This is a genomic window from gamma proteobacterium symbiont of Axiagastus rosmarus, assembly GCF_059730925.1.
The window spans coordinates 173,948-200,526 of record NZ_AP035925.1; the positions used below are offsets into that span (position 1 = coordinate 173,948).

The following is a 26,579-nucleotide window of genomic DNA, read 5'->3' on the forward strand; positions in this document are numbered from 1 at the left end:
AAGCCTCCGCGCGCGATAGGTACAATTTAAAATTGCCTTAACTGTATCCATCACAATAGTGATTTTGTGTCTCTGTTGCCATCGTAATTTGCGCATTAGCATGGTGCTTCGTTGATTCTCAGGGAAACGCACCATGCTCGATCCATCCTTCTTTAGCTACGTTACGGTGATGTCGATTACACCGGGCCCGAACAATCTGTTACTGGCCACGTCCGGCGTCAATTTTGGCTTCCGGCGCACGCTGCCGATGCTGTTTGGCATCCTGCTCGGCTGTGCGTTACAGATGCTGCTGGCGAGCGTGGCGCTGGAGCTGCTGTTGCACTGGATGGCGTCTGTGCGGTTGCCGCTGACGGTGGTGGGATGCAGCTATCTGCTGTGGCTGTCGTGGAAAATCTTCCGCGCCGGTGCGCCGCAGCTGCGCGAACGTCCGCGTCCGATGACCCTGCTGGGCGGCGTGTGTTTCCAGGCGGTGAATCCCAAAGCCTGGCTGATGGTCACCAACGTGGCGCTGATGTACGCCAACAGCAACGGTGTGCTGGCGGTGCTGCTCGGCTTTGCCGCCCTCAACCTGCCGTGCATTTTAATCTGGGCAGCGCTGGGCGACCGGCTGCGCCATCACCTGCAGATTGCGTGGAAACGTCAGGCGTTCAACACGCTAATGGCGCTGTCGCTGGTGGCGACCACCGGCTGGATGCTGTATGACGCGCTGCTATTGAGCTGATGCTACGGCGTTTGATGGCGCGGTAAGCAGGGGCACAATATGGGGGGCTGGTCAGTTAACGAAGCCGTACGACGCACCCTGATGTAGCGGCGCGATTTATCGCGCAATGTGCAATGTATTGTGCCGCTAACAAACGTGCGCTTCCTGGTGAATAAATTCCAGGCTGGAACCGTCAGGGATTGCGTCATCCAAAGGGCGACACTGTAATCAAAAAAGAGGCCGCGATTGCGGCCCCAGTCAGGTCTGTATTTACCGGTGAAGGGACAGGCGTCGCCGCTTACTTGCCCACCACATGGGCGGTTTCACGGCCTTCGTCGTTGGCAGCTTCCGGCGTGATGACCGGTGCGTAATCCAGCTGCAGCACGCGACTGGTTTCGGCCAGCACCTTCTCGGTCAGCGCTACGTCGCCGTTCAGCTTGCGGCCCCACGACGGGATTACCGCGCGGATTTTGGTTTGCCACTCTGGCGAGCGCATTTGCTCCGGGAACACTTTCGCCATCAGCTCCAGCATAATCGGTGCTGCGGTGGAGGCGCCCGGTGACGCGCCCAGCAGCGCAGAGATCGAGCCGTCGGCCGAGGTGACCACTTCGGTACCGAGACGCAGCACGCCGCCCTCTTTCTCATCATTTTTGATGATTTGCACGCGCTGACCGGCCGTGACCAGCTTCCAGTCTTCCTGTTTTGCCTGCGGCACATAAGCGCGCAGCGCTTCCATACGATCGTCATCGCTTTGCAGCACCTGATCGACCAGATATTTCACCAGATCGAAGCTTTTCAGCCCAACCTGCATCATCGGCAGCAGGTTACTGCTGTTCATCGCGCCGAACATATCCAGCAGCGAGCCCTGCTTGAGGAATTTGGTGGAGAAGGTCGCAAACGGGCCAAACAGCAGCACCTGCTTGCCATCCAGCACGCGGGTATCAACGTGCGGTACCGACATCGGCGGTGCGCCCACGCTGGCTTTGCCGTACACCTTCGCCATGTGCTGCGCCACCACGTCCGGGTTTTCCGTGACGAGGAACGAGCCGCCCACCGGGAAACCGGCGTAGCCTTTTACTTCCGGGATGCCGGTTTTTTGCAGCAGCGGCAGCGCGGCACCGCCGGCACCGATAAACAGCTGGCGCGCGGTCAGCACCCGCGACTCACCGCTGGCGAGGTTGTGCAGGCTTACCTGCCAGCGCCCATCGCTCAGGCGCTTGATATCGCGCACTTCCTGACGCAGACGCAGGCGGAAATTCTCTTTCTTCTCCAGCGCAGCAATCAGCTGGCGCGTCACTTCACCGAAGTTAACGTCGGTGCCCATGTCGGTCCAGGTGGCCGCCACTTTCTGCTTGCGGTCGCGTCCATTCATCACCAGCGGAATCCACTCAGCGATCTGGTCACGATCTTCGGAATAGTTCATGCCGCGGAACAGGGTGCTTTTCTGCAGCGCCTGGAAGCGCTTTCGCAGGAAAGCCACGTTGGCCTCGCCCCAGACAAAACTCATGTGCGGCGTGCTGTGAATAAAGCTTTGTGGATTACTCAGGTTGCCTTTCTGTACGTGATACGCCCAGAACTGGCGGGAAATCTGGAAGGATTCGTTAATCGCCACCGCTTTGGCAATGTCGATGCTGCCATCCGCTCTTTCGGGCGTATAGTTCAGCTCGGCCAGCGCCGCGTGGCCGGTGCCGGCATTGTTCCAGCCGTTAGAGGATTCGACCGCGACATCATCCAGCCGCTCGACCATCTCAATCGACCAGTCTGGCTCGAGATCCTGCAGCCAGGTGCCTAAGGTAGCACTCATCACGCCTGCGCCGATCAGCAGGACATCTACGTCTTTTCGTTCCTGAAGGTGTGTGCTTTCCATGCCAGCGGCGGCTAGCGCCAGATTTACCGCAGTGTTGCTCATGAGGCGACATCTCCTCTCTGTTGCCCTGAAGCTCAACAGGTTCGCAGGCGAAACAGCCACGCTTTTTGCAAGCGCGTTGCGCTATTTCTCAAAGGTTAAGACTCAGGTTTAAGCCATAGGTGTGATAACGGTTAACTGCACGTTATGCATATGCATTCGAATATAACATTCTCGTATCGGAATTAAACGTTTGTTTATTTTTTAAATGCAGAAATGATTCAGCATAAGAATTAATCAGCCCGACGGCGCTGTCATAAGGGATTTTTATCCCCTAATCAGGCAGTTATAGTAACGTAGTTGTTGCGACAGTGTGAGGGAAATGGAGAGGGTTGATTTCACAAGGTGAGCTGGGTCACAAATTAACGCATTGAAAACGATAGGTTTTAGCGAAATTGATTTTTTATGCGGATTTTATGTTGCCTGATGTTTCGCCAGATCGTGTAAAAATAATGTTACATTTGTGTGACTTTTAATTTGGGCACTGTGTCAGGCGCCCGTCAGAAGAAAAATGCATCACGCGCACCGCTCAGCGCAACTGGAACCAGCGGCGCCAGACGAAGCGGATAATGAAAAACTCAACGGTACCCAGCAGCAAAAACCAGACGCAGAACACCATGGTGTACAGCTGATTCACATCCTGCAGATGCAGAGCCTGCTGCAGCTGTTTTGCCAGCGCCACGCCAAACGAAGGGGCGGGCAGCAGTAGCGCCGAAAGAAAGCCCAGCAGCAGAATGCCGCCCGGGATGATCAGCGTTTCAAATGGGTTTTTCATCGCATCATTCCAAATCAGTTAGCGCGGGCATTAGCGCATAAAACCGCGGCGCGGTGCAATCCCCGCCGCAGCGTGCGCTAAGAAATTTCTTCTATTCCATCCACTTAGCTACAGAAATAGCGGCAGTTAAGAGTTATAGCCTTTGCTATACTTAAACCCATGATTTTGTTGTCTTTTTTTTGGCTGGTTGGCGTGCTAGACTGCGCGCACTTTTTCATTACTGAACCCGATATGCGGACAAAGTGCAGGCTTAATCGTCTTATTTCACCGCATTGACTGAAAACCATGACATTTATCGCAACCCTGATTCTGGCCTTTGGTATGTCGATGGACGCTTTCGCTGCAGCACTGGGCAAAGGCGCGTCGCTGTATCGTCCGGGTTTCAAAGAAGCATTACGCACAGGGCTGATTTTTGGCGTCATTGAAATGCTGACGCCGCTGGTGGGCTGGGCCATCGGGCTGGCTGCCAGCCACTACATTATGGCGTGGGATCACTGGGTGGCATTTGGTCTGCTGGGCATTCTTGGCGGACGAATGATCATGGAAGGTTTCCGTCAGACGGCCGACGAGCCGTGCGAAGCGCCGCAGCGCCACGGCTTTATGGTACTGGCGCTGACGGCGGTAGCGACCAGCCTTGATGCGCTGGCGGTGGGGGTTGGCCTCGCGTTCCTGCAGGTTAACATTGTGCTCACCGCGCTCACCATCGGTGCGGCCACCACTATCATGGCGACCACCGGTGTGCTGGTCGGCCGCTTTATCGGTCCGGTAATGGGCAAATGGGCGGAAGTGCTGGGCGGCGTGGTACTGATCAGTATTGGCTGCACCATCCTGATTGAGCACTTAGGGCTGTTCCGTTAACGTCTGGCACAATGGGGTGGCGCGTTTTTGTGATCTGGTTCAAAAATAATTGCGTGAAAAATGCGCGGGCGTTATAATTTTCGCGTAATTCTTCAACAATTTTTGTATCAGGTGCACCATGAAACGTTTTTTCCGCTCCGTGTTTCGCTCTTATGTTGAGACCTTCAAACACGTACCGCCGGGCGCCTTAAACTAAGCGCTCCGCCAGAAACCCTCGATAATCGCGGTCAGGGATCGACCTGTGGTTATCACCCGGCGCCGTTCCCCTCTGCGCACCTCTGTCACCAAAACTCACAAACATTAATTACTTTACCCTCAGGTCATACCGCTTTTCCGTCTGGCTTTTGATAACCTGCGCGCAAATTCTCTATAACATTGAGGCCATCATGCAGCTGTGCAGTTTTTCTCTTATTGACCAGGCAAGAAAAAGTTATGGCATCGTGCAACCCGACGGCGTGATCGATCTCGGTGCGCGGCTGGGCGACAGCTGTTCGGATTTGAAAACTCTGCTGCAGCGCGGTGGCCTGAGTGACCTGCAGGTGTACCTGAGCGAGCCGGTGGACTATGCCTTCAGCGCGATTCGCTTCCTGCCGGTGGTGGAAAACCCAGGCAAAGTCTTCTGCGTTGGTATGAACTATGCCGACAAGCGCCAGGAGTTTGCCGCCACGCTCGACGCGCCGACGCTATTCGTGCGCTTTGCCGATTCGCTGGCTGCGCACGAGCAGCCCCTGCTGAAACCGGCGACCACGGCTGAATTTGATTACGAAGGCGAGCTGGCGGTGATCATCGGCAAGGCTGCTTATCAGGTAAAAGCCGCCGATGCGCTACAGCATGTAGCGGGCTACAGCTGCTTTATGGATGCCACGGTGCGCGACATGCAGTTCACCTGGTTTACCGCAGGCAAAAACTGGCAGCAAACCGGCGGCTTTGGCCCGTGGATGACCACCGCCGACGACATCCCGGACCCGCAGCAGCTGGCGATCAAAACCTCGCTGAATCAGCGCGAAGTGCAGAACGATACCACGGCCAGCATGGTGCATCCGGTGGCGAAGATCATTGAATACATCTCGGCGTTTAGTCCGCTGTCACCGGGCGATGTCATCATCACTGGCTCACCGGGCGGCGTGGGGAAAAAGCGTACGCCACCGCTGTTTATGTTCCCTGGCGATGAGATCGAAGTGGAAATTGAGAAGATTGGTCGTCTGCGCCACCGCATCGTCTGACGTTTTGCTGCGCGGTGGCGAACGTTGCACTGCCACCGCGCTACCGCTTAAATAATTATTCAACAATACGAAATGTCCCGAATTTATATTTAAATGGCGCAGATTTAGTTATCAGGTTAAATAATTATTGTTAAGTTAATTTTCCTGCGATGTATTGCGTAAATATTTTTGTGATCGCCAACTAATTCCCTCGCTTTGCTATAGTTAAAATTAAAAGCAGCGGCGTATTATCGTCCACTGCCGATTCCGGCATGGAAATAAGGGATGATAATGAAAACCATCAGTCGCGAGATCATTAACGATCTCATTGACCGCGTGGGCGGTCGGGAAAATATTCTGTCACTTTCGCACTGTATTACCCGCCTGCGCTTTGTGCTGCAGGATGTCGACAAGGCCGATCCAGAGGCCATCCGCGCCACGCCCGGCGTTAAAGGATGCTTTAATTCTGCCGGACAGTTTCAGGTAATTATTGGAACCGAAGTTGACACTTATTATAAAGCGTTAGTTGAAGCACTAAATATTAGTGAGACCTCTAAGGAGCAGATTAAATCTGCAGCGCGCAGCCAGATGAAATGGCACGAGGCATTATTATCCCATTTTGCTGAGATATTTTTCCCGTTATTACCGGCGTTAATTAGCGGCGGTTTAATTCTCGGTTTCCGTAACGTGCTCGGCGATATTGCCGTGGCGGATGATAAAACCCTGGTGCAGCTCTATCCCGGTGTGAAAGGGCTGTACGATTTCCTCTGGCTGATTGGCGAAGCGATCTTCTTCTATTTGCCGGTGGGGATTTGCTGGTCGGTGGTGCGCAAGCTGGGCGGTACGCCAATCCTGGGGATTGTGCTGGGCATTACGCTGGTTTCACCGCAGCTGATGAATGCGTATCTGATTGGCAGCCAGGTGCCGGAAGTGTGGAACTTCGGCTGGTTCAGCATTGATCGGGTCGGCTACCAGGCGCAGGTGATTCCGGCGCTGCTGGCCGGGCTGGCGCTGGCGAAAATCGAACTGGCGCTAAAACGTATCGTGCCCGCCTATCTGACGCTGGTGGTGGTGCCGGTTTGTGCGCTGCTGCTGTCGGTTTTCCTCGCCCACAGCCTGATTGGCCCGTTTGGCCGTCTGATCGGCGACGGCATTGCCTTTGCGGTGCGTCACCTGATGACCGGCAGCTTCGCGCCGATTGGTGCCGCGCTGTTTGGCTTCCTGTATGCGCCGATGGTGATCACCGGCGTGCATCAGACCACGCTGGCGGTTGATCTGCAGATGATTCAGAGCATGGGCGGCACGCCGGTGTGGCCGCTGATTGCGCTGTCCAATATTGCTCAGGGTGCAGCGGTGGTCGGCATCATTATCGCTAACAAAGATCGTGCTGAACGCGACCTCACCGTGCCGGCCGCTATTTCAGCGTGGCTCGGCGTAACGGAGCCGGCGATGTACGGCGTCAACCTCAAGTACCGCTACCCTATGCTGTGCGCCATGATTGGCTCTGCGCTGGCGGCGCTGCTGTGCGGCCTCAACGGCGTGATGGCCAACGGCATCGGCGTGGGCGGCTTGCCGGGCATCCTCTCGATTCAGCCACAGTACTGGACGGTTTACTCGCTGGCGATTCTGGTGGCGATTCTGGTTCCGCTGCTGCTGACCATCATCATCACCAAACGTAAATCGGCAACCGCCATCATCAGCCAGGCCGAGGTGCAACATGAACAGGCACGCTGAATATCCCTGGTGGCGCCAGGCGGTGATCTACCAAATCTATCCCAAAAGTTTTCAGGACAGCGGGGCGCGCGGCACCGGCGATATCAACGGTGTGATCCAGCGGCTGGATTATCTGCAGCAGCTGGGCGTCGATGCGCTGTGGCTGACGCCGATCTATGTGTCGCCGCAGATCGATAACGGTTACGACGTGGCGGATTACACCGCCATCGATCCCGCCTACGGCACCATGGCCGACTTTGACCACCTGCTGGCGGAGACGCACCGGCGCGGTATGCGCATGGTGCTGGATATGGTGTTCAACCACACCTCGACCGAGCATGCCTGGTTTAAGCGTGCCGAAGCCGATGAGCAGCCGTACGTCGATTTCTATATCTGGCGCGACGGGGTGCCCGGCACGCCGCCCAATAACTGGCAGTCTAAGTTTGGCGGCAGCGCCTGGGCGTGGAACGAACGGCGTCAGCAATACTATCTGCACCTGTACGCGCCGGAGCAGGCCGATCTCAACTGGGAAAATCCGGCGGTGCGCGAGGCGTTAAAGCAGGTGTGCCACTTCTGGGCGGATCGAGGCGTCGATGGATTGCGGCTTGATGTGATCAACCTGGTGTCGAAGCACCAGGATTTTAGCGACGATCTGCCCGGCCATGACGGGCGGCGCTTCTACACCGATGGCCCGCGCATCCATGACTACCTGCAGGAGTTCAACCGCGATGTGTTCACGCCGCGCGGACTAATGACGGTGGGGGAAATGTCCTCGACCACGCTGGCCAACTGCCAGCGCTATGCTTCGCTGGCGCAAAACGAGCTGTCGATGACCTTTAACTTCCACCATCTCAAGGTGGATTATCCCCAGGGCGACAAATGGACGCTGGCGGCCCCGGACTTCGTTCAGCTCAAGGCGATTTTTGCGGAGTGGCAGCGCGGGATGCACGACGTGGCGTGGAATGCGCTGTTCTGGTGTAACCACGATCAGCCGCGTATCGTCACGCGCTTTGGTGATGAAGGTGCGCTGCGCATCGCCTCGGCAAAATGCTTTGCGATGCTGCTGCACGGCATGCAGGGCACGCCCTATATCTATCAGGGCGAAGAGCTGGGGATGACCAACCCTCATTTTACCTGCATTGAGCAGTATCAGGACATCGAGAGCCACAACATCCACGCTGCGTGGCTGGCGCAGGGCAAGCCGGAGGCGGCAATCCTGGCGATTCTGGCCAGCAAATCGCGCGACAACAGCCGCTCGCCGATGTTGTGGGACAGCAGCGCCAATGCCGGCTTCACGCGGGGTGAGCCGTGGATAGGCGTGGCGGATAACTATACGCTGATCAACGCGGCTAACGCGCTGCTCGACAGTAATTCGGTGTTCTATGGCTACCAAACGCTGATTCGGCTGCGTAAGCGTTACGCTATCTTCACCGAGGGCGATTATCAGGATCTGGCACCGGAAGCGTCACACATCTGGTGTTATCGTCGCAATTCGCCGCGTGAAAGCCTGCTGGTGGTGGCGAACCTGAGTCACAGCGCGCAGCCACTGCTGCTGCCGGAAGTTGAAGGCAACTGGCAGGTACTGATGAGTAATTACAGTGAGGCATCGCCGCCTGGGGCATTGACGCACCTGCGGCCTTTTGAAGCGGTGTATTACTACCAGTCGTAACGGAGAAATCCGGCGGCGCGTTTCAGCAATGAGCAGAGCGCGCCGCCTGCACTCACTTCAGCGTGCCGCATTCCGCCACGGCGAGATAATCGGTATACAGCTGCGGCGAACCGGAAAAGGACGCCAGCTGCTTCCACTCTTCATACATCTGTTTGGTATCCCGGTGCGCGCGCGCAAAGTCAGCCGCGCTGGCGGTGGCGATATCAGGCTGCGGATAAAACACATTCAGCGCCGCTTCACTCTCAATCTCCATCATCACCACATAGCCGTCCAGCCGGTTGCCGCTGTGGCCTTTCAGCAGATGAAACTTCCAGCCGGGATAATCAACGATACGCGCGGCATTCTGCGCGATGAATTGCTCAAATTCCTGCGGCTGGACGCCCGGCCGCAGCGCCAGATAGTGGGTACCGAGAATGCGCGCGGTGCCGCTGCGGGCATCAAAGCGCGGGCCACCCGGCAGCGTACTGTGAGGATTCTCTGCCAGCAGATCGAAATGGGTGAAAATTGTCGGGCGCCGCGCGAAGGTTGCCAGCTGGCGCCACTCGCTGAGCAGCGCGTCCGCGTCAGGATGCAGATGCCAGAAGTGCTCTGCCTCGGCGGTAAGTTCACCGTCATCCTGCATAAAGCGCGCGCGCTGTGCCGCATCTTTCATTTCAAACAGCATCAGGTATTGATCGACGCGCTCGCCGCGCAGACCGCGAAACAGCGTCCAGCGCCAGCCGGGATAGCAGGGGAGATGCACGCCTTTTTCGCGCACGAAGGTTTCAAACTGTTCAGCGGTGACGCCCGCTTCGGTGTCGATGGCGATATAAAAAAAGCTATAAACAGACTGGGACATAACAGGCTCCAGGCACGCCGTCGCGTGCCGTTGAGAGGTAAGGGCGGTTTAGTCGAACTGGGTATTGATGATGGCTTCTACCAGCACGCGGCCGGCGGGGGTGAGCGTGACGTAGCGGCCATCGCTGTGCACTAACCCGCGCTGCTGCAACTCACGCAGCGCACGGGCGATGGTTGGCTGGGCAAACAGGCTGACGCCAAACTTCTGCTGAAACAGCACATCGTCGAGCGGAATCAGCGTTGACAGCGCCATCTTGCAGCCGTTGATGGCCTGCTGATCCGGCGACATACCGCGCACCGAGGCGATCGGCAGCTCACCGTTATCCAGTGCGCGCTGATAATCGGCGTAGTCGGTCAGGTTAATCAGCTCCGCGCCGGCACATTTGGAGCTGCCGCCAAGGCCAATCGCCACTTCCGGTGCCTGCTGGTCGAGATCGGTAATGATCGCTTTCCACTTTTCCGGCGGTGCGCTGCGATGGTGGAAATACATGGTGGGATGTTCAAGGTAATCGCCATCCAGCCACTGCTCGGCCAGCGCGCGCATCTGATATTGCTGACCCAGACTGGGCATCGCCGCATTCTTACGCTGCCAGGCATTTTCTCCCTCCGCCGACACGCCGGTGCGGCTTTCGGCGAACGGCTTCATGTGCAGCTTGGTGAACACCAGATGCGACAGGTCAAGCGCGCGCGCCTGCTGCAGATCGTCACGCACGTCATCCACCGTTTGTCCCAGCAGGCCATACATCAGGTCGACGCTGACCAGGGCGAAGCCCAGCTCGCGCGCATCACGAATCACCTTGTAGCAGGCATCCGCGCTGTGCAGGCGACCACAGCCTTTGATCAGGCGGTCAGAGAATGACTGCGCGCCAAACGACAGTTTGCTGAAGCCCAGTTCGCGCAGCTGCGCGAGGAATTCGCGCGTCAGCGTGCCGGGCTCGCCTTCGAAGCGCAGCGTGGCCTCGCGGAAGTTGAAATGGTTGCGGTAAAAATCCATTAAGCGCCGCAGCTCATCCGGTGGCAGCAGCGAGGGCGTGCCGCCGAACAGGTTGAACTCACCCACCGGCACTTCACCCAGTGCCGGCAGCTGCGCCAGCCACAGTTTCGCCTCCTGAATGTTGCGATCGACGATATCGCGGAACAGCTCAGGCGCGCGCGGCGACTGCGGATTTACAATCACCGTAGGAAACTGGCAAAAGTGGCACTTGTAGCGGCAGGTGGGGATATACGCCCACAGATGAATTTGCGGCGCATGGCTCAGGCTGTGCTGCATGGCGCGGAAAAAATTCGGCAGCGGAAAATCGTCGATATCACCGGGAAACACATGGCAGCCAAAAGGATCATGTACCACGTATTCCAGCAAATCGGCGTTTTCCGGCCGGCTAAGCACCTCGCATATGGCCGGGCGAGGATAGTGACGATCGATATCCTGCAGGGATTGCAGCCAGGCAGCACGCATCAGAACACCCCGCCGTTTGCAAAGTAGTTATGCGCCTCACCGGATTCGCGATCTTCGCAGTAATACCAGACAAAGCGGGCGAAATCATTTTCCGTCACCTGGGCAAAGCAGGCCGGCAGCGGCGGTGGCTCGCCAATCTCTGCGCCGACGGCACGCCGCAGCGCGGCAAACAGCTCATGGCGGAATTCAAAATAGAGGCGAAACGCCGGGGTTTTGTAGCTGTGAATCGGCAGGAAATCGGTCACGCTCATCTCCAGCATTATGCTGTGAATGCGGTCGAACAGGCGTTCAGCCACCTCTGGCGTGAAGAAATCAATCACCGCGGCATCGTCGCGCAGCAGCGACGGATTCAGCAGCACCGGCAGCACCAGATTTTTTGGCACGTAATCTTTAATCGAGTAGTGCCACGCCTGCTGCGCCTGCTCTGCGCTGACATCGGTGAACGGCGTCAGCGCGGTGAGCGTGGGGCGCACATCTTTCATGATGATGGTGCCGTTATGGCCGTAGGCCACGCCTTCAATCACTTCGTGCAGCAGGTTATCCACCCGGCGGCTGTTGATCTGCACGCGGGAGTTGGGCGCATACACCGGTTTGCCGCCGGCCGCGATCACCTTGATGCCAAAATCCCAGTCGTCTGACAGATGTTCAACAAACTCACCGTTTTTCAGCTGGTAAAAAATCTCGATGCCGCCCACTTCGTCGTACAGCTGCTTTTCGACGCCAAAGCCTTTGCCGTCCGGAAAGCCGCCAAACAGGGAGAAGGAAGCGTGGCGGCAGCGCAGCGTTTTATCAATCTCCGCATACAGCCGCGGGCGCTCGTGAAAATCCGCGGTTTCGTAGTAGTAGTTACAGGTGCCCAGATCGCCGTTTTGCGCAATCATGGTGCCGACCAGTTCGTCGATCCACAGCGCATCAACGGTGCAGTCCGCATCGGCCGAAAGAATGTAGTGCTTGCGCTGAAAACCGCTGTCCTCGTCGCGCAGACCGGCGCGCTGTGAGGCGAAATCCATGCCTTTTTTCCGCGCCGAAGAGACGCCCTGCACCGTCTCCTGCAGCTGATGAATTGTCAGCTGCGGATGCTGCGCGGCAAAGGCTTCAATCAGCGCGACCGAGTTATCGGTGGAATTATTATCCACCATGATCACTTCCAGATTATCAAAATTAAACAATCCGCCGGGTGAACGCTGCTGCAATATTGATTCCAGCACCGCGTTAATACGTGCTGCCTCGTTATAAACCGGCAGCACGACAGAAATAAAACAACGGTTATCCATAGTCACTCCTTAACTACACATTAAATATCTGCCGGAAGATATGATCCGACAGCAGGGATTTTCCTTTCTGATAATTGCGCGTGGCGATGGCGTCGCGGCGTGCGTCATCTCGTAATAAATCACTGACGCGCTGAATAAAATCGGCATCCGGCAGGCCATCATGACTGGCGGAAATTTCCATCAGTTCGCCTTCAAAACCGTACTGGCCATACACCTCGTGATAATATTCATAGCGGGTGGCGATATAACAGCGCTGATGGCTGATCGCCTCGCCAATCGGATTACCGTAGCTGTCGTAATCCCATGCGGTTAAAAACGACACCACATCGCAGGCGTGATAAAGATCCTGAATGGTGGTGGCCTGTGGATTACGCTCCATGAAGTCGTGATTTAACGCGCCAAAAAAGATGACGTAACGCTCCAGCTGGAACCGGCTAATTAACTGCTTTAATGCGTGATAATGCACGCTGTCTTCCAGCGGATCGCCAGCGACCATTAAATAAACGCGCTGTGGCTGATGCTGCGCGATAAGTTCACTGTTCAGCGCATGCAACAGGTGAATATCCCGATCGAGTCGCTTAGCCGGAATAATTCGCGTGGTGCGGGCAATCACCTTGTCCTGCGCCAGCAACCCAAACTGGCGGCGTAAATCTTTGCGCGGATGGCTCGGGTCAAAAGGATAGGTATTACGCATCACCTCGATTTCGACCTGATGTTCGCACCAGGCCGCCAGCTGTGAGGCCAGTGCCTGGTTCAGCGTGACGTAGGTGATATGCGGCGAGGGCTGTGGCCTGACGGCATGTGGCCAGGGCGCGCTGCCGTAACGCGATGAGGTGGATTCGCTGTTCCACATCAGGTCATGGTCGCGCCACAACACAAACCGGCCGAGCTGTTTTGCGGCGCCGTATTGCGCAATCGCCAGATAGAGCGCGCGGGTAAAAATAATATTATCCGGCAGCGTCCCGTTCTCAATGATTAAATAATTGATATCCAGCGCCTGCCATTTTGCGCACAGCGCGTTTGCCACCGCCTGTGCCATCTTTTCCGTCTGCTGCACCAGGATTTTTTCTGCCGCGGCATCCAGCGTCTGGCTATGATTAATCAGCACGTCATGAATATATTGCAGAAAGGCCGGGTTATAACCTTCCACCTGACGAATTTCATCGTGCCGGACTAAGGTAAAATGATGCTTTAGCGAATTAATTTCATTTTCGGAATAGGGGCGTCCGAAGTTTCCCTTATCAATTTTTATGTCGTAGCCGATATCAAGAAAGGAGGTGATTCCCTGCTCGCGTAAACGAACGGCAATTTTAGTGGCTTCTACTGTAATACCCGATAATGCCACGGCATCAAAAGAGATAAAAAGGGCCTTGCGTTGTAAATCCATTTGGTCACCACGCTCATACCTGAACATTAATAGTGACTGAACGGTAAGTTAAATTATCCGGTCAAACTTTGATCCAATCCACAAAAGTTTACTGTAGCTAATTAATTCACCTTCGTTAATGCATTAATGGATAATAATGCACTGAGGGTGGTGATTTATAATATTCGTCCTTGAGTTTTGTCTTAAAATAATAACTATTACCGGCGTGTTTAGCGGTATATTTTCCTTATTTTGGGCTTAATGGTGCTGGATAGTGATTGCCATCATTCAGTTTAATTTATCTGATCATGCGCAGAATCAGGGGATAACGCGGCGGCTGGAATACATGTGGCGGGCGGATGAAGCAAGGGTGCGCATAATCTGCGCACCCGGAGAAGAGGATTAAGCAGAAACCCTGGCGTTACACCCCATCGGTGATCGGTTTTCTGACCAGCAGCAGGTAAGCCAGCGCGCCGACCACCGTGACGCCAGCACATATCATCAGCGCGAGGCTGAACGATTTGGTGGTATCCAGCACCCAGCCGGTAATTACTGGCGCAAAAGAGGCGAAAACGAAGCTGGCAAAGTTCTGGATACTGCCCACTGATGCCGTCATGCGCGCTGTGACGTTAGCGTGGATCAGGCCCCAGCATGAGGTACCGGCAAAGTGAATGCAGAACAGCGCCATACCAATCAGCGTCACCGCGCTGGTGGTGTCGGTGGCGCGCGTCACAAAGGTGGTAAAGGCCGCGGAGAGCAGCATGCCGCTGACAATCGATACTTTACGCACTTTCACCGCGTCAAAACCGCGACGCACCAGTGAATCCACCACGTAACCGTTGAGCAGCATGCCCGCCGCGCCGAACAGGAAAGGAATGGCGGCCAGCAGGCCGGTGCTTTTCAGATCCAGATGATAGGTCGACTGCAGATAGCCCGGCAGCCAGGCGATGTACAGCCACGCGGTATAGTTGATGCCGCTGAAGCCAATCATCATGCCCCACATGGTGCGCTGCTTAAACAGTCCACGCCACTCGGCGAAACTTAGCGGCTCTTTGCGTGATGCCACGCTGCCCGCCTGCAGATAGTGAATCTCTTCACCGCTCAGCTTGTTGTTATCCCGGTCGCGGTAGGTGAGATACCAGCCAATGGCGAGAAACATACCCAGCACGCCGATGGTGACAAACATGCCGCGCCAGCCCATCACCAGCATCATCGCCGCCAGAATCGGCGGTGCCACCGACAGACCAATCATCGACGCCGCGTTAAACATCCCCATCGGCATACCGCGATCTTTGATGTTGAACCAGTCGTTGATCACCTTCACGCCGCACGGGTTCATCGGCGCTTCGCCAATGCCCAGCCCGATGCGCACCAGCACAAACTGCGTGAAGTTATGCACCAGCCCGGCCGCCGCCTGGAACAGTGACCAGAAGAACATGCCGATGGCCAGCATAATGCGCGGGCCTTTGCGATCGAGCAGCGCGCCGCACGGCAGCTGGGCTAAACCGTAGGCCAGCGAAAACGCCGACAGCAGCACGCCAATCTCGGTGGCCGATAAGCCCAGCTCCTCGCGGATGGTCATGTTGGCCACCGACAGCGAGCTGCGGTCAAGGTAGTTGATGATGGCGGCGAACAGCAGCAGCAGCATGGCGGTGATTTGAATCTTACGGATGCGCGGAGAGCGCACCACATCGGCGCGCGCCGGTACATAATCCTGCCCGGCGTGCTCGGGTGCTGGCGCGGTGGTGCCGCCGCGCGTTGATGTATTTTCCATTGCAACCTCCCAGGTTCGGGTACTTATCGTTATCAGTCTTGGGGTTCCTGCGGCAGCGAAACGGGCTGCCCTAAGGGGCTGCCTTCGAGACTAGAAGTAAACCGCGGGAGATGTTGCAAACATGTTTCTGATTCGTGCGGGCGCTTATGCTTTGTGGTTTTTAATCGGTTTTTAATTGTACTGCCGGATAGAGCGGATCATCGAGTGTTTGGCGGTTCTGAGATGCGCATGCAGCGCGCACAGCGCGTCCACATCCTGGCGGCTGATGAGCGCGGTAAGAATCGCCATATGCTCCTCCAGCGCGACGATGTTGCGCTGCTTGAGATCGCTTTCATCCCACTGATAATGCGAGTGAAAAATCACAGAGATAATTTCCAGTGACTGGTTGAAAAACGGGTTGTTGGCGGCGGAGAGAATCAGCGTATGCATCTCTTTATCCAGCGCGGCAAACTGGCGGTAGTTGCTGGCGATGGTGTCGCGCAGCGCGCGATGGCGATCCAGCAGATCGCGCGCCTGCACCCAGCGTTCATCACCGGCGGCGAGGTTAAGAAAGCGGGTTAGCGCGTGCGTTTCCAGCATTTCGCGCAGTTCAAACAGCTTTTCGGCGTACTCCTGATCGAATTTCTTCATCCGCCAGTGGCCGCGCTTAACCGGTTCCAGCAGATTATAACGCATAAAACGCAGCAGGAACTCGCGCACCACCACCGGGCTGACCCGCACCTGCTGCGCCAGCTGCAGTTCGGTGAAACTGTCGCCTGGCATCAGTAAGCGCTGATTAATCAGGTTAAAAAACGCCTGCTCAAACTGCACCGCCTGTTGGTCGATCGGTGGGCTGAGTACGCTAAACCCATCCTCCTCGCAGGGATCGCGCACAATCACGTAGGTCTCAGCCACTTTTTCCAGCACGCCGCGCTGATGCAGATGCTGCAGCGTGTGGCGCACCGTGGTGCGGCTGATATTAAACATCTCGGCCAGCGCCGCCTGTGGGGGCAGCGGCGAGCGCACATGGCGGCGGGCAATGGCTTCCAGCATTTGATTGATGACGTTCTGGCGCAGATTCTGGCTTCGGCTCATACGGCCCTCCGGTTTTTTATGCATTAAAAACCACACAAAGCCCAAAAAAATCGCGCTGCCTCACACTTCGTACAGCGCAACCTCCCGCCGCGGTCGATTTTCGCCATAACTGCGTGAACAGCCCAGGAGGAAACGATGACGAACATGAAAACGCTGGTGGTCGCCGAACCGCGCAGCATGGTGTGGCAGCAGCGCAGCGTACCGACGCCTGCCGCGCACGAAGTCCTGATTAAACCAATTGCCGCCGGCATTTGCGGCACCGATATTCACGCCTGGGCCGGCAATCAGCCGTTTTTCTCCTATCCGCGCGTGCTCGGTCATGAGCTGTGCGGTGAAGTGGTGGCGCTGGGCGCGGCGGCGCAGGGATTTCAGCCAGGGCAGCGCGTGGCGCTGATTCCTTACGTGGCCTGTCAGCGTTGCGACGCCTGCTTAAGCGGCAAAACCAACTGCTGTGAACAGATTTCAGTGATTGGCGTGCATCAGGACGGCGGTTTTTGCGAGTTTCTCAGCGTGCCGGACACTAATTTGCTGGCGGTTGACGATGTGGCGCCTGAAGCAGCGGCACTGATCGAGCCCTTTGCCATCAGCGCCCATGCGGTGCGACGCGCGGCGCTGGTCGCCGATGAGCAGGTGCTGGTGGTCGGGGCCGGACCGATTGGCCTGGGCGTCGCGGCGATTGCCGCCGCAGCCGGTGCACAGGTGGTGGTGGCCGATACCAGCGCTCAGCGGCGCGCGCACGTTGCGCAGCAGCTGCAGCTGGCGACGATCGATCCGCTGGCCGATGATTTTATCGCCGCGCTGCGCGCAGAGTTTGGCGGGCGGCTGGCCGCTAAAGTGATTGACGCCACCGGCAGTCCGGCGGCGATGAACAGCGCCGTGCAGCTGATTCGTCACGGCGGTACCATCGTGTTTGTCGGCCTGCACAAAGGCGATCTGGTGATCCCCGACACCGAGTTTCACAAAAAGGAGACTACGCTGCTGGGCAGTCGCAACGCCACGCGGGAAGACTTCGACAAAGTGCGCGCCCTGATGGCCAGCGGTCAGCTGCGGGCCGATATGATGCTCAACCGCCATTACGACTTCTCGACGCTGGCCGAGACTTTTGAGCCCGGGGTGATCAACAACCCTGAGCTGATCAAAGGCGTCATCCATTTCGCCCGATAGGAATACCGTCAGGCGCGCAGCGTGGCAAAAAAATGTTGCCGTACCGCCTCGGCATCGACGCCCAGACACAACCGCTGGGCGCGCAGGCCGGCGAACGGATCGTCGCGCGAGGCGAGAGCGCTCACGCGCTGCAGCGTCTGGCCGCGGCTGATGCCTTCGGTCACCACGCGCACCGGCGCTGTTGTCACGCTGAACGCCTGCGGCAGCGCCAGCCACGACAGCGTCAGGGTATCGTGCAGCGCCATGCCATCAAATCCTTCTTTTTGCAGGCTGTAAGCCAGATAAGGCCGGCAGATGGCACTTAACACCGGCTGATTCAGCTGGCGCACTTCCTCTCCGCTGATCAGCACCTTGTGCGTCACATCCAGCGGCAGCATCACCACCGGCAGCGCCGAGGCCAGCACCTGATCGGCGGCATGCGGATCTTTCCAGATATTGAACTCGGCGAACGGCGTCACGTTGCCAGCGTGGCCGTCGGTGCCAAACGCGCCGCCCATGATCACCAGCTCTTTCACCAGCGGAATGATGTCTGGCGCCTGGTTGATGGCACAGGCGATATTGGTCAGCGGCCCGATTGCCACCAGGGTAATCGCGTGCGGCTGCGCGCGTACGCTGTCGATGATGAACTGTACCGCGCTGTCGGCGACATCGCTGTACGGGTTATCGAAGGCATCGCCGAGACCGTCTGCGCCGTGCAGGGTAGCCGGTGCGGAAGGGGCCAGCGCCAGCGGACGCGCGCAGCCGCGATACACCGGCGCGCTGATGTTCATCTTTGCACAGAACAGCCGGGCGTTTTTTACCGCCTGGCCAACCGCGACATTGCCAAACACCGTGGTGATGCCCAGCAGCCGCTGCGTGCGCGCCGCATACGCCAGCGCAAAGGCGTCATCCACGCCGATATCAGTATCAAAAATCAGGGTACGCATCGGAATCTCCTCGCTGAAGATGTCTGCCACGGTAAAACATAATCGTTCCCGACGATACGCTGACAGCAGGTGAATATTGTCACCTCCGCCGCGCCAGCGTATTATCGTGCCTCTGAGGTGATGGCGTGCCACCTTACCCAACCGCCCTCTGGTTACAGACGGCTGATGACGCCTGACAACTTGCTTATCCCTGCGCGGGAGACGGCGGTGTGTCAGGTGTAGTTTCTGTCCTGCCGCGGCCCTGCGCGTATCTCAATTCAGGAGCTCCAGACTATGCTGAAGTCGCTGTTCGCGGTCATGATCGGTGGTGCCATCGGTTGCACGCTGCGCTGGCTTATCTCTTTGCGTTTCAATACGTTATTCCCCAACCTGCCGCCAGGTACGCTGATCGTTAATCTGGTCGGTGGCTTTATTATTGGCGCGGCGATGGCGTGGTTTGTGCGCAATCCGCACATCGATCCCGTATGGAAACTGCTGATCGTCACCGGCCTGTGCGGCGGGCTGACGACGTTTTCGACCTTCTCGGCCGAGATCGTGGTGTTGCTACAATCAGGAAAATACCTGTGGGCAATGTCGAGCGTGATGGTGCATGTCATCGGTTCATTGCTGATGACCTTTGCCGGTTTCGCCGTGGTGAATCTGCTGGGCTAAACGACACGCTTGAAATCACCCTTAAGAGGGGGATACTGATCAGGATGCTGTGCGGGTGGCGCACAGCCTCTGTCACCGCTTTATCCGGACGATTAAGGAGCTGTTGATGTCTGCAAACCCGAAATTCCTTAACCTGGTGCTGTTAAACGGTGAATCGGCGCATAAGCTGCAGGCGGCGCGTGCCGCCGGGTTCGATCAGGTTGAAATGTGGCGGGAAGAGGTTACTGAGCACACGGCGGCGCTGGCCGCGCAGCTGAACCTGGGCTTTACCAATCTGCAGGTGCTGCGTGACTTTACCGGCGCGCCGGACAGCGAACGGCTGCAAAAGCGCGCCGAACTGCGTGATTTCATTCGCGTCGCGCAATCGCTGGGCTGCGATACCATTCAGGCGCCGGCGACCACGCGCGAAGACTGCGTTGCGGAGCGCATTGATGAGGATCTGCGCTGGCTGGCCTCGGAAGCCGCGCGCTATAACATGCGCATCATGTATGAACCGATGGCGTGGTGCAGCGTCGACAATACGCTGCCGCTGGCGTGGCAGCGTTTGCAGCGGCTGGATCAGCCCAATATCGGGCTGGTGGTCGATCTGTTCCACATCTGCGCACGCGGTGGCGATGCCTCTCAGCTCGACGGCATTCCGGCCGACCGCATTTATGAAGTGCAGTTGTGCGATATGGCGCAGATGCCACCGCAGGAAAAGCAGGCGCTGAGCGACTATGCGCGCCATCAGCGCTTACTGCCCGGCGACGGCATCATTGAAGTGGAACGCTTTGTCGATAAGCTGAAAAGTGCAGGCTACCGCGGTCCGGTGGGCATCGAAGTGTTTAACGATCGCCTCAAAGCACAGCCGCCGGAAGCGGCCGCGCGTCAGGCGTGGCAGGCGCTGCAGCGCTACTGGCCTTAATCCTGCAGACACTGGGCGATGTAGGCCGCTGCCTGCATTGCGCCGTGGCTGGAAATGGTGTGACCGGTGGCGGGTTCATACTGTGCGGTGACCGCGACGCCCGCGCTCTGCAGGCGCTGCGCGGCGGAGACGGTTTCGCTGAATGGGATGACCTCATCGGCTTTGCCGTGAATCAGCAGCGCGGAGGCATGCGGCGGCGGCGTGAGCGCCTCGTCAAAGGCCAGGCGACCGGAGAAGGCCACCACACCAGCCAGCGGATAGCGTCCGGAGGCCAGCGCATCCAGCGCCATGATCGAGCCCTGCGAGAATCCCACCAGAATCACCTTTTGCCACGCGCCGGCCATCGCGTGCTGCGCCATCAGCTGCTGCAGCGTGGCGTCAAAGGCGTCGCGCGCAGCCCGTACGCGTGCCGGACGGTTTTCCGGCGTGATGCCGGTCAGGCTGAACCATTGATAGCCCATGGCGTGCTCAAAGGGAAAGGGCGCATCGGGCGCGGCAAATGCCACGTCGGGCAGCAGCGCTGACCAGTGTTGCCCCAGCACCGCCAAATCCGCGCCATTACTGCCGACGCCATGTAAAAACACCACTAACGCTTTTGCCATTGCCCTGCTCCTTAAAAACCGTAGTCCGCCAAATCCGGTCCCGCCGGCACGATGCCGTTGGGATTCAGCGCTTTAATCGAATAATAGCCCTGTTTGATGTGGTCGATGTTCACCGTTTGCCGCACGCCGGAGACCGCCAGCACACTCTTCAGATAACGATCGAGCAGCGGGTAATCGCGCAGGCGGCGCAGGTTGCATTTGAACAGGCCGTGATAGGCGACGTCAAAGCGTATCAGGGTCACGAACAGGCGGATATCGGCTTCGGTCAGTCGTTCACCCAGCAGAAAAGTGCGACCATCTTTCAGCCGTTGCTCCAGCTCATCCAGCTGCTCAAACACCTCATTAAACGCCTGCTGATAGCTCACCTGGGTGGTAGCGAAACCGGTACGATAAACGCCGTTATTGAGACGCGGATAGATCGTTGCGTTCAGCGCGTCGATCTCCGGGCGCAGATCCTCAGGGTAGAGATCGAGCCGGTTGTCAGCCAGATCGCCAAAGCCGCTGTTGAACATGCGCAGAATATCCGCCGACTCATTGTTAACAATGGTCTGGGTTTTTTTATCCCACAGCACCGGCACGGTGGCGCGCCCGGTAAAGTCGGCGTCGGCGCGGGTATACAGCTGGTGGAGATACTCAGCGTTGTTCAGCTGATCGCGATCGGCACCGGGATAATCGCCGAAGCGCCAGCCCTGCGCGCCAAGCTGCGGCTCAACCACCGACACGCTGACAATCTGCTCCAGCCCTTTCAGGCTGCGCGCAATGAGCGTGCGCGAGGCCCATGGGCAGATCAGCGCGACGTACAGATGATAGCGATCCGGCTCGGCGGCAAAATCGCTGCTGCCATCGGCGCTAATCCAGTGACGAAAGCTGGAAGTCTGGCGTACAAAGCCACCCTGTTTATCGGTGGCCTGAACCGGATGCCACTCTGCGCTCCACTTACCGTTTACCAACATCGCTCTGCTCCTCTCAAGTGATGTCAGCAGCTTACCGTGCTGCCTTTATGCTGATAATCCGGGCAAAACGGCTTTGATTGTTTCCAGAATGGAAGGAATCAGCCGGGCGGATGCAGGCGGAAGTGCTCGGCCAGAAAGTCGATCAGCAGGCGGGTTTTCTGCGCCAGATGGCGCGCGGGCGGATACAGGGCAAACAGGCCCATGGCTGGCGGCGCAAAGTCCTCCAGCAGCGTGACGATTTCGCCCCGCTGCAGCGCCGGTGCAGCGATAAAACCGGGCAGACGTGCAATGCCGAGGCCGGCCAGCGCCGCCTGCAGGCAGGCTTCGGTGTTGGAGAAGCACAGGCGGCCGCGAATCGGCATGCTGACGCTGTCGCCGCACGGCGTGACGAACGGCCAGTGCCACGGATCGCGAAAGTTGGTATCGCTGATGCACTGATGCGTCGCCAGGTCGCGCCAGTGCTGCGGCGTGCCGTGCTGCAGCAGATAGCCGGGCGCGGCGGCGAGGCGAATTGGCACCTCGCCCAGACGGCGCGCAATCAGGCTGCTGTCGTCCAGCTTGCCGATGCGGATCGCCATATCGAAGCCTTCATCGACGATATTCACGGCGCGGTCGGAGAAGTTGACGTCCAGCTCAATCAGCGGATAGTGACGCGCGAACGCCACCAGCACGCTGGCCAGCACCGCGGTGCCGAAGGTGCCGGGTGCGCTAATCTTCAGGCGGCCGGTGGGCGAGCGGGCATTTTCCTGCACCGTGGCATCCAGCGCGTCGAACGCCTCCAGCAGGGTTTTCACCCGCTCATAATAGGCGCGGCCGATCTCGGTGGGCGACAGCGCCCGTGTGCTGCGCTTGAACAGCTGCACGCCAAGCTGCTGCTCCAGACGCGACACCAGCTTTGACGCCTGGCCGCTGCTGGTGCCGAGCCGGGCGGCGGCACCGGCAAAACTGCCGACTTCGAGTACGGCGACAAACATGCGATCACAATCAAGACGATCCATGGCATTTCCTGCAAGGAAAAGGGTGAGTATACACAGGCGAAGTGAAAAATCGTGGCACGGGCCGCGACAGCAATGTGCGCAGCATGGCGCAACGACCCGCTTTACATTCAGTGCGCCGCACCTTTCGCACGGCGGCAAAACCTGCTGAACTAGGCATTCGCCTTAAGCTGGCCGGGAGCCACCAATGCCTTTGCTTCACCTGTCATCGCTGGCGGAGATCACCGCTGCCGAATGGGATGCGCTGTTACCTGACAATCAACCTTTTTTGCGTCACGCCTTCCTGCTCGCGCTGGAAGAGAGTGGCAGCGTGCGCGCGGAAAACGGCTGGCAGCCGGATCATCTGCTGTGGCGCGAAGACGGCAGGCTGCGGGCGGCGCTGCCGGGCTACCGTAAACGCAATTCGTGGGGCGAATATGTGTTCGATCACGCGTGGGCCGATGCCTGCCAGCGTGCCGGCATTGCCTATTACCCCAAATGGCTCGGCGCCATTCCGTTCAGCCCGGTGACCGGTGCGCGTCTGCTGGGCGACGAGACGGCCATCATCCCGATGCTGGAAGCGCTGCCCGATGCGTTGCAGCGGCACGGCTTAAGCGGGGCGCATATCAACTTCACCACGCCGCACGCCAACGCGCTGCTGGCAACCCAGCCGGACTGGCTGGCGCGTCTCGGCGTGCAGTATCACTGGCACAATCGCGGCTACCGCGATTTTCACGACTTTCTCGACACGCTGATGTCGCGCAAACGCAAGCAGCTACGCAAAGAGCGCGAACAGGTGGCCAGCAGCGGCTTTGCGTTTAACTGGTATCGCGGCGATGAGCTGCGTGAAGATCAGTGGGATTTTGTATATACCTGCTACGCCAACACCTACGCGGTGCGCGGCCAGCGTCCCTATCTGACGCGTTCCTTCTTCAGCCTGCTGGCGGAGCGGATGCCGCAGGCGATTCGCGTGGTGATCGCCACGCTACAGCAGCAGCCCGCCGCCATGGCCTTCTGTCTGGTGGATGACGACACGCTGTATGGCCGCTACTGGGGCTGTCTGGCGGAGTTTGACCGGCTGCACTTCGAGACCTGTTTCTACCAGGGCATGGATTTCGCCATCGCCGAAGGGCTGCAGCGCTTCGATGCCGGTGCGCAGGGCGAGCACAAGCTGGTGCGCGGCTTTGAACCGCAACTCACCCACTCCTGGCACTATCTGTGCCATCCGGGGCTGCGTGACGCGGTCGGGGATTTTCTGCAGCAGGAGCGGGCAGGGGCACGCGCCTGGGCACAGGAAGCGCGCGACGCCCTGCCTTACCGGCGCGGCGATTAATCGACGCCGACAAATCCGCCGGTCTGATGCTGCCACAGGCGCGCGTACAGCCCGCCGTGCGCCAGCAGTTCGCGATGGTTACCCATCTCAACAATGCCGCCGTTCTCCAGCACCACCAGCCGGTCCATTTTCGCGATGGTCGACAGGCGATGGGCGATGGCGATCACCGTTTTGCCCTGCATCAGCGTCTCCAGGCTCTCCTGAATCGCCGCTTCCACTTCCGAGTCGAGCGCCGACGTGGCTTCATCCATGATCAGAACCGGCGCATCTTTCAGCAGCACGCGGGCGATGGCAATACGCTGGCGCTGGCCGCCAGAGAGTTTGACGCCGCGCTCGCCGACGTGCGCATCCAGCCCGGTACGGCCCTGCGGATCGGAGAGCAGCGGGATAAACTCGTCGGCGCGGGCGCGCACAATCGCCGCCTGCAGCTCGGCTTCGCTGGCATCCGGGCGACCGTACAGCAGGTTTTCGCGAATTGAGCGGTGCAGCAGCGATGTATCCTGGGTGATCATGCCAATCTGACTGCGCAGGCTCGCCTGCGTGACCTGCGCGATGTCCTGATCGTCAATCAGAATGCGCCCGCCGTTGATGTCATACAGCCGCAGCAGCAGGTTCACGAGGGTCGATTTACCGGCGCCGGACGGGCCAATCAGACCGATTTTCTCGCCAGGCTTGATGTTGAGATTCAGGCGGTTAATCACCTGGCGGCCGCCGCCGTAGTCAAAGCGCACATCCTCAAAACGGATCTGGCCGCGCGTCACCTGCAGCTTTTTCGCCTGCGGCGCATCCTGCACGCTGAGCGGTTGCGCAATGGTGTTCAGGCCATCCTGCACCATGCCGATGTTTTCGAAGATGCCGTTCACCACCCACATGATCCAGCCGGACATGTTCACCAGGCGAATCACCAGCCCGGTGGCCAGCGCGATGGCACCTACGCTGATCAGCGACTGGCTCCACAGCCACAGCGCGAGGCCGGAGGTGCTGACAATCAGCAGGCCATTGAGCGTCGACAGCGTGATATCCATGCTGGTCACCATGCGGCTGGCATGCTGGGTTTTGTCGGTTTGCTCCTGAATGGCGTCGCGCGCGTAGCGTTTTTCCAGATCGTTATGGGCAAACAGTTTCAGGGTAGCGATGTTGGTATAACCGTCAACGATGGTGCCCATCAGCTTCGAGCGCGCCTCGGATGACACCACCGAGCGCTGCTTGACGCGCGGCACAAAGAAGCGCAGCGACAGGCTGTACGCCACAATCCAGATGATCAGCGGAATCATCAGGCGCCAGTCGGCTTCCGCGAACAGCACCAGTGAGGTCACGGCGTAAATCACCACGTGCCAGATGGCATCCACCAGCTGAACCGCCGAGTCACGCAGCGAGTTACCGGTTTGCATGATGCGCTGGGCGATACGGCCGGCAAAATCGTTCTGGAAGAAATTGAGGCTCTGCCGCAGCACATAGTTGTGATGCTGCCAGCGAATCATGCTGGTCATGCTGGGGTTAATGCTTTGATGCACCAGCATATCGTGCAGTGCGATCACCACCGGCCGCAGCACCAGCGCCACCGCCGCCATCCACAGCAGAATCGGCCAGTTATCGCTGAACAGCGTGGCGGGCGTGGTGTGATTGACCAGATCGATAATACGGCTGAGATAGCTAAACAGCGCCACTTCGATCAGCGCCTGCGCCAGCCCGACAATCAGCAGCGCGACAAAACTTGGCCACACCTGACGCAGATAATAGAGGTAAAACGGCCACACGCTGGCGGGTGGGGAATCGGTGGGGGCATCCTGAAAAATATTGATAAAACGTTCAAAACGACGATACAACATAAGGCCACTCTTTCCGATCGGTGAGAGTTAACAGCTTAGTGCAACTGAACAGGGATTATCGACATGGATTTGCAGATTCGCGGACGCGAACCGGGCGATGCCGCCGCCTATCGACGTTTATACAGTCATCCCGAGGTGTATCGCTGGACCACGCAGCTGCCGTTTCCCAGCGTCGCCACCTGGCAGAAAAAATTCGAGCGTATGGACAGCGAAGGCTATATCAGTTTTGTGGCGGAAATCGACGGGCAGATGGTGGGCGAGCTGACGCTGTTTACCGAACAGCGGCCGCGTACGCGTCACAGCATCAGTTTTGGTATTGGCGTCGATCCGGCGTTTAGCGGTCGTGGCATCGGCGAGCGGCTGATCCGCACGGGTATCGACTATGCCTTTAACTGGCTGGGCGTGATTCGCGTTGAGCTGGAAGTGTTTCACGACAACCAGCGCGCGCTGCGTCTGTATCAGCGCCTGGGCTTTGAGCAGGAAGGCGTGAAGCGCAAAGCCTGCCTGCGCGAGGGCGAGTACCACGACATTATCGTCATGGCGATACTGCGCGAGTGATGGTTGCGTCGGCCTGGAACCGGGGCGCCCGGTAACCAGGTCGCCATAAATGGCGCCCCTACAGTGCTCACAGAATATCTG

General features: G+C 58.1%; 24 protein-coding genes, 1 pseudogene and 1 riboswitch. Of the genes and pseudogenes, 11 read left to right on the forward strand and 14 right to left on the reverse strand.

Annotation, left to right across the window (positions count from 1 at the left end):
• Nucleotides 1–133 precede the first annotated feature (133 nt).
• On the forward strand, nt 134–721 hold the full coding sequence (locus AC6I8F_RS00810) for a LysE family translocator (protein WP_058759374.1): 588 nt from the start codon (nt 134–136) through the stop codon (nt 719–721).
• A 277-nt stretch (nt 722–998) separates the two neighbouring features.
• Here the strand turns inward: AC6I8F_RS00810 and mqo are convergent, their stop codons facing one another.
• The 3 genes and pseudogenes from mqo to AC6I8F_RS00825 all read right to left on the reverse strand — a co-directional run.
• The gene (mqo, locus tag AC6I8F_RS00815; RefSeq protein WP_021507903.1) at nt 999–2,609 is read right to left on the reverse strand and encodes a malate dehydrogenase (quinone); all 1,611 of its coding nucleotides are present in this window, start codon (nt 2,607–2,609) and stop codon (nt 999–1,001) included.
• 526 nt (nt 2,610–3,135) lie between these two features.
• Nucleotides 3,136–3,381, reverse strand: coding sequence for a DUF1158 domain-containing protein (locus tag AC6I8F_RS00820; RefSeq protein ID WP_010615729.1), 246 nt, complete (start codon nt 3,379–3,381; stop codon nt 3,136–3,138).
• 30 nt (nt 3,382–3,411) lie between these two features.
• Nucleotides 3,412–3,480 (reverse strand): annotated as a pseudogene (locus AC6I8F_RS00825) (twin-arginine translocation signal domain-containing protein); the annotation flags it as partial.
• Nucleotides 3,481–3,666: 186 nt separating this feature from the next.
• Here AC6I8F_RS00825 and mntP point away from each other — a divergent pair.
• The 5 genes from mntP (at nt 3,667) to treC (ending at nt 8,823) form a co-directional block, all read left to right on the forward strand.
• Nucleotides 3,667–4,239 (forward strand): manganese efflux pump MntP, encoded by a 573-nt coding sequence (gene mntP / locus AC6I8F_RS00830; RefSeq protein ID WP_021507902.1) that lies wholly within the window; start codon nt 3,667–3,669, stop codon nt 4,237–4,239.
• A gap of 118 nt (nt 4,240–4,357) precedes the next feature.
• Nucleotides 4,358–4,435, forward strand: a complete 78-nt coding sequence (gene azuC, locus AC6I8F_RS00835) for a stress response protein AzuC (RefSeq protein ID WP_125310475.1) — start codon at nt 4,358–4,360, stop codon at nt 4,433–4,435.
• A 190-nt stretch (nt 4,436–4,625) separates the two neighbouring features.
• Nucleotides 4,626–5,462, forward strand: a complete 837-nt coding sequence (locus AC6I8F_RS00840) for a fumarylacetoacetate hydrolase family protein (RefSeq protein ID WP_498028390.1) — start codon at nt 4,626–4,628, stop codon at nt 5,460–5,462.
• Nucleotides 5,463–5,732: 270 nt separating this feature from the next.
• Complete coding sequence (gene treB, locus AC6I8F_RS00845; RefSeq protein ID WP_021507900.1) at nt 5,733–7,175, forward strand: PTS trehalose transporter subunit IIBC; 1,443 nt, start codon at nt 5,733–5,735, stop codon at nt 7,173–7,175.
• Nucleotides 7,159–8,823, forward strand: coding sequence for an alpha,alpha-phosphotrehalase (gene treC / locus AC6I8F_RS00850; RefSeq protein ID WP_058759371.1), 1,665 nt, complete (start codon nt 7,159–7,161; stop codon nt 8,821–8,823). Before treB ends, treC begins: the two co-directional genes overlap by 17 nt.
• A 52-nt stretch (nt 8,824–8,875) precedes the next feature.
• On the opposite strand, the gene AC6I8F_RS00855 is transcribed toward treC, so the two are convergent.
• From AC6I8F_RS00855 to AC6I8F_RS00880, 6 genes are all read right to left on the reverse strand, one after another.
• Nucleotides 8,876–9,661: a hypothetical protein gene (locus AC6I8F_RS00855; RefSeq protein WP_058759370.1), complete on the reverse strand. Its 786-nt coding sequence runs from the start codon at nt 9,659–9,661 to the stop codon at nt 8,876–8,878.
• A gap of 48 nt (nt 9,662–9,709) precedes the next feature.
• Nucleotides 9,710–11,116 carry a radical SAM protein gene (locus AC6I8F_RS00860; protein ID WP_211726972.1) on the reverse strand — a complete coding sequence of 469 codons (1,407 nt, stop codon included), beginning with the start codon at nt 11,114–11,116 and terminating at the stop codon, nt 9,710–9,712.
• The gene (locus AC6I8F_RS00865; RefSeq protein ID WP_058759368.1) at nt 11,116–12,390 is read right to left on the reverse strand and encodes a glycosyltransferase family 2 protein; all 1,275 of its coding nucleotides are present in this window, start codon (nt 12,388–12,390) and stop codon (nt 11,116–11,118) included. The genes AC6I8F_RS00860 and AC6I8F_RS00865 overlap by 1 nt, the downstream gene beginning before the upstream one ends.
• 13 nt (nt 12,391–12,403) lie before the next feature.
• The gene (locus AC6I8F_RS00870) at nt 12,404–13,777 is read right to left on the reverse strand and encodes a glycosyltransferase family protein (RefSeq protein WP_498028391.1); all 1,374 of its coding nucleotides are present in this window, start codon (nt 13,775–13,777) and stop codon (nt 12,404–12,406) included.
• 400 nt (nt 13,778–14,177) lie between these two features.
• Complete coding sequence (locus AC6I8F_RS00875) at nt 14,178–15,530, reverse strand: MFS transporter (protein ID WP_058780236.1); 1,353 nt, start codon at nt 15,528–15,530, stop codon at nt 14,178–14,180.
• A gap of 171 nt (nt 15,531–15,701) precedes the next feature.
• Nucleotides 15,702–16,604 carry a GntR family transcriptional regulator gene (locus tag AC6I8F_RS00880; protein ID WP_021507893.1) on the reverse strand — a complete coding sequence of 301 codons (903 nt, stop codon included), beginning with the start codon at nt 16,602–16,604 and terminating at the stop codon, nt 15,702–15,704.
• Between the two features lie 135 nt (nt 16,605–16,739).
• On the opposite strand from AC6I8F_RS00880, the gene AC6I8F_RS00885 reads away from it, so the two are divergent.
• Nucleotides 16,740–17,768 carry a zinc-binding alcohol dehydrogenase family protein gene (locus tag AC6I8F_RS00885; RefSeq protein WP_125310450.1) on the forward strand — a complete coding sequence of 343 codons (1,029 nt, stop codon included), beginning with the start codon at nt 16,740–16,742 and terminating at the stop codon, nt 17,766–17,768.
• 8 nt (nt 17,769–17,776) lie between these two features.
• Here the strand turns inward: AC6I8F_RS00885 and AC6I8F_RS00890 are convergent, their stop codons facing one another.
• Entirely contained in the window at nt 17,777–18,694 is a 918-nt protein-coding gene (locus tag AC6I8F_RS00890; protein ID WP_059011367.1) for a nucleoside hydrolase, read from the reverse strand.
• A 107-nt stretch (nt 18,695–18,801) separates the two neighbouring features.
• Nucleotides 18,802–18,876, forward strand: a riboswitch (Fluoride riboswitch).
• A gap of 91 nt (nt 18,877–18,967) precedes the next feature.
• Here AC6I8F_RS00890 and crcB point away from each other — a divergent pair.
• Together crcB and AC6I8F_RS00900 are read left to right on the forward strand one after the other, a co-directional pair.
• Nucleotides 18,968–19,345, forward strand: coding sequence for a fluoride efflux transporter CrcB (gene crcB / locus AC6I8F_RS00895; protein WP_021507890.1), 378 nt, complete (start codon nt 18,968–18,970; stop codon nt 19,343–19,345).
• A 106-nt stretch (nt 19,346–19,451) separates the two neighbouring features.
• Nucleotides 19,452–20,249: a sugar phosphate isomerase/epimerase family protein gene (locus tag AC6I8F_RS00900; RefSeq protein ID WP_058775150.1), complete on the forward strand. Its 798-nt coding sequence runs from the start codon at nt 19,452–19,454 to the stop codon at nt 20,247–20,249.
• Here AC6I8F_RS00900 and AC6I8F_RS00905 read toward each other — a convergent pair.
• The 3 genes from AC6I8F_RS00905 to AC6I8F_RS00915 form a co-directional block, all read right to left on the reverse strand.
• Nucleotides 20,246–20,851 (reverse strand): alpha/beta hydrolase, encoded by a 606-nt coding sequence (locus tag AC6I8F_RS00905; RefSeq protein WP_058770918.1) that lies wholly within the window; start codon nt 20,849–20,851, stop codon nt 20,246–20,248. The genes AC6I8F_RS00900 and AC6I8F_RS00905 overlap by 4 nt on opposite strands.
• Nucleotides 20,852–20,862: 11 nt before the next feature.
• Nucleotides 20,863–21,804: a glutathione S-transferase family protein gene (locus tag AC6I8F_RS00910; protein ID WP_498028392.1), complete on the reverse strand. Its 942-nt coding sequence runs from the start codon at nt 21,802–21,804 to the stop codon at nt 20,863–20,865.
• A 98-nt stretch (nt 21,805–21,902) separates the two neighbouring features.
• Nucleotides 21,903–22,802 carry a LysR family transcriptional regulator gene (locus AC6I8F_RS00915; RefSeq protein WP_058759361.1) on the reverse strand — a complete coding sequence of 300 codons (900 nt, stop codon included), beginning with the start codon at nt 22,800–22,802 and terminating at the stop codon, nt 21,903–21,905.
• A 184-nt stretch (nt 22,803–22,986) separates the two neighbouring features.
• Here AC6I8F_RS00915 and AC6I8F_RS00920 point away from each other — a divergent pair, with 184 nt between their 5' ends.
• The gene (locus tag AC6I8F_RS00920) at nt 22,987–24,111 is read left to right on the forward strand and encodes a GNAT family N-acetyltransferase (RefSeq protein WP_498028393.1); all 1,125 of its coding nucleotides are present in this window, start codon (nt 22,987–22,989) and stop codon (nt 24,109–24,111) included.
• Here the strand turns inward: AC6I8F_RS00920 and AC6I8F_RS00925 are convergent.
• Nucleotides 24,108–25,940, reverse strand: a complete 1,833-nt coding sequence (locus AC6I8F_RS00925; protein WP_498028394.1) for an ABC transporter ATP-binding protein — start codon at nt 25,938–25,940, stop codon at nt 24,108–24,110. The two genes, AC6I8F_RS00920 and AC6I8F_RS00925, sit on opposite strands and share 4 nt — an antisense overlap.
• Nucleotides 25,941–26,003: 63 nt before the next feature.
• Here AC6I8F_RS00925 and AC6I8F_RS00930 point away from each other — a divergent pair, with 63 nt between their 5' ends.
• Nucleotides 26,004–26,498, forward strand: coding sequence for a GNAT family N-acetyltransferase (locus tag AC6I8F_RS00930; RefSeq protein WP_498028395.1), 495 nt, complete (start codon nt 26,004–26,006; stop codon nt 26,496–26,498).
• The last annotated feature ends 81 nt before the right edge of the window (nt 26,499–26,579 follow it).

Excerpts from the sequence above, each read along its gene's own strand:
- crcB (WP_021507890.1), top strand. The coding sequence starts at position 18,968 with ATGCTGAAGTCGCTGTTCGCGGTCATGATCGGTGGTGCCATCGGTTGC.
- AC6I8F_RS00840 (WP_498028390.1), top strand. The coding sequence starts at position 4,626 with ATGCAGCTGTGCAGTTTTTCTCTTATTGACCAGGCAAGAAAAAGTTAT.
- AC6I8F_RS00860 (WP_211726972.1), bottom strand. The coding sequence starts at position 11,116 with ATGCGTGCTGCCTGGCTGCAATCCCTGCAGGATATCGATCGTCACTAT.
- mqo (WP_021507903.1), bottom strand. The coding sequence starts at position 2,609 with ATGAGCAACACTGCGGTAAATCTGGCGCTAGCCGCCGCTGGCATGGAA.
- mntP (WP_021507902.1), top strand. The coding sequence starts at position 3,667 with ATGACATTTATCGCAACCCTGATTCTGGCCTTTGGTATGTCGATGGAC.
- AC6I8F_RS00925 (WP_498028394.1), bottom strand. The coding sequence starts at position 25,940 with ATGTTGTATCGTCGTTTTGAACGTTTTATCAATATTTTTCAGGATGCC.
- AC6I8F_RS00905 (WP_058770918.1), bottom strand. The coding sequence starts at position 20,851 with ATGGCAAAAGCGTTAGTGGTGTTTTTACATGGCGTCGGCAGTAATGGC.
- AC6I8F_RS00930 (WP_498028395.1), top strand. The coding sequence starts at position 26,004 with ATGGATTTGCAGATTCGCGGACGCGAACCGGGCGATGCCGCCGCCTAT.
- AC6I8F_RS00915 (WP_058759361.1), bottom strand. The coding sequence starts at position 22,802 with ATGGATCGTCTTGATTGTGATCGCATGTTTGTCGCCGTACTCGAAGTC.
- AC6I8F_RS00875 (WP_058780236.1), bottom strand. The coding sequence starts at position 15,530 with ATGGAAAATACATCAACGCGCGGCGGCACCACCGCGCCAGCACCCGAG.
- AC6I8F_RS00880 (WP_021507893.1), bottom strand. The coding sequence starts at position 16,604 with ATGAGCCGAAGCCAGAATCTGCGCCAGAACGTCATCAATCAAATGCTG.
- AC6I8F_RS00890 (WP_059011367.1), bottom strand. The coding sequence starts at position 18,694 with ATGCGTACCCTGATTTTTGATACTGATATCGGCGTGGATGACGCCTTT.
- AC6I8F_RS00885 (WP_125310450.1), top strand. The coding sequence starts at position 16,740 with ATGACGAACATGAAAACGCTGGTGGTCGCCGAACCGCGCAGCATGGTG.
- azuC (WP_125310475.1), top strand. The coding sequence starts at position 4,358 with ATGAAACGTTTTTTCCGCTCCGTGTTTCGCTCTTATGTTGAGACCTTC.
- AC6I8F_RS00910 (WP_498028392.1), bottom strand. The coding sequence starts at position 21,804 with ATGTTGGTAAACGGTAAGTGGAGCGCAGAGTGGCATCCGGTTCAGGCC.
- AC6I8F_RS00920 (WP_498028393.1), top strand. The coding sequence starts at position 22,987 with ATGCCTTTGCTTCACCTGTCATCGCTGGCGGAGATCACCGCTGCCGAA.
- AC6I8F_RS00820 (WP_010615729.1), bottom strand. The coding sequence starts at position 3,381 with ATGAAAAACCCATTTGAAACGCTGATCATCCCGGGCGGCATTCTGCTG.
- AC6I8F_RS00900 (WP_058775150.1), top strand. The coding sequence starts at position 19,452 with ATGTCTGCAAACCCGAAATTCCTTAACCTGGTGCTGTTAAACGGTGAA.
- treB (WP_021507900.1), top strand. The coding sequence starts at position 5,733 with ATGAAAACCATCAGTCGCGAGATCATTAACGATCTCATTGACCGCGTG.
- AC6I8F_RS00810 (WP_058759374.1), top strand. The coding sequence starts at position 134 with ATGCTCGATCCATCCTTCTTTAGCTACGTTACGGTGATGTCGATTACA.
- AC6I8F_RS00870 (WP_498028391.1), bottom strand. The coding sequence starts at position 13,777 with ATGGATTTACAACGCAAGGCCCTTTTTATCTCTTTTGATGCCGTGGCA.
- AC6I8F_RS00855 (WP_058759370.1), bottom strand. The coding sequence starts at position 9,661 with ATGTCCCAGTCTGTTTATAGCTTTTTTTATATCGCCATCGACACCGAA.
- AC6I8F_RS00865 (WP_058759368.1), bottom strand. The coding sequence starts at position 12,390 with ATGGATAACCGTTGTTTTATTTCTGTCGTGCTGCCGGTTTATAACGAG.
- treC (WP_058759371.1), top strand. The coding sequence starts at position 7,159 with ATGAACAGGCACGCTGAATATCCCTGGTGGCGCCAGGCGGTGATCTAC.